The organism is Streptomyces sp. NPDC000151, from assembly GCF_040301705.1.
Classification (GTDB): Bacteria; Actinomycetota; Actinomycetes; order Streptomycetales; family Streptomycetaceae; genus Streptomyces.
Map to the genome: position 1 here is coordinate 1 of NZ_JBEPFC010000314.1, position 1,268 is coordinate 1,268.

Annotated in this window: 1 rRNA gene; it reads right to left on the minus strand. The window is 54.4% G+C overall.

Going from position 1 to position 1,268, the window contains the following annotated elements:
* A 23S ribosomal RNA gene (locus tag ABT381_RS35785) occupies positions 1-995 on the minus strand; the annotation flags it as partial.
* Between the last annotated feature and the right edge of the window lie 273 nt (positions 996-1,268).

Sequence of the window (1,268 nt, forward strand, 5' to 3'; positions counted from 1 at the left end):
CGACTCCTTGGTCCGTGTTTCAAGACGGGTCGCTGATGACCATTACGCCAGCATCCTTGCGGAGCGCGTACCTCAGTCCGGCGCAGGGTATTACACAACGGGCTATAACACTCCCCGAGGGGAGCCACATTCCCGAAGCCTTTATCCCCCGCGCCAAACTGATGCTGGCCTGTGCCCGGCAAAGTGCACCAGCGAGAACGCTGGATGATTCACCGGGCCCAAGTCTGGTCATAGGCGCTTCCCTTTCAACAATTTCACGTACTTTTTAACCCTCTTTTCAAAGTGCTTTTCATCTTTCGATCACTCTACTTGTGCGCTATCGGTCTCTGGCCGGTATTTAGCTTTAGAAGACATATACCTCCCATTTTGAGCAGCATTCCCAAACTACTCGACTCGTCGAAGGAGCTTTACATAGGCTTGGCATCCGACCAGACGGGGCTCTCACCCTCTGTGGCGTCCCGTTCCAGGGAACTCGGAAGGCGCCTCGCCAAAAGCATCCTCTACAAATTACAACTCGGGCCCTGGGGACCAGATTTCAAATTTGAGCTGTTGCCGCTTCACTCGCCGTTACTGGGGCAATCCCTGTTGGTTTCTTTTCCTCCGCTTATTGATATGCTTAAGTTCAGCGGGTATTCCTACCTGATTCGAGGTCAACATTCGGAAGGTGGGGTGTTTAACGGCGTGGCCGCGCCCGGGTCCCGGTGCGAGTGGATATTACTACGCAGAGGTCGCCGCGGACGGGCCGCCACTCCATTTCGGGGCCGGCGGTGTTAGCGCCGGGTCCCCAACGCCGGGCTCTCCCAAAAAGAGGGGAGCTCGAGGGTTGAAATGACGCTCGAACAGGCATGCCCGCCAGAATTCTGGCGGGCGCAATGTGCGTTCAAAGATTCGATGATTCACTGAATTCTGCAATTCACATTACTTATCGCATTTCGCTGCGTTCTTCATCGATGCCAGAACCAAGAGATCCGTTGTTGAAAGTTTTGATTCATTTGTATTTTGCCTTGCGGCACACTCAGAAGAAACTGTAAAAACAAAAGAGTTTGTGGCCTCCGGCGGGCGCCTGGTTCCGGGCCGCGAAACCGAAGAGGTTCCGGGCGCCGGGGCGGCTCCGCCGAAGCAACGTAAAGGTATGTTCACATGGGTTTGGGAGTTGTAAACTCGGTAATGATCCCTCCGCTGGTTCACCAACGGAGACCTTGTTACGACTTTTACTTCCTCTAAATGACCGAGTTTGGAGAGCTTTCCGGCCCTGGGTGGTAGTTGCC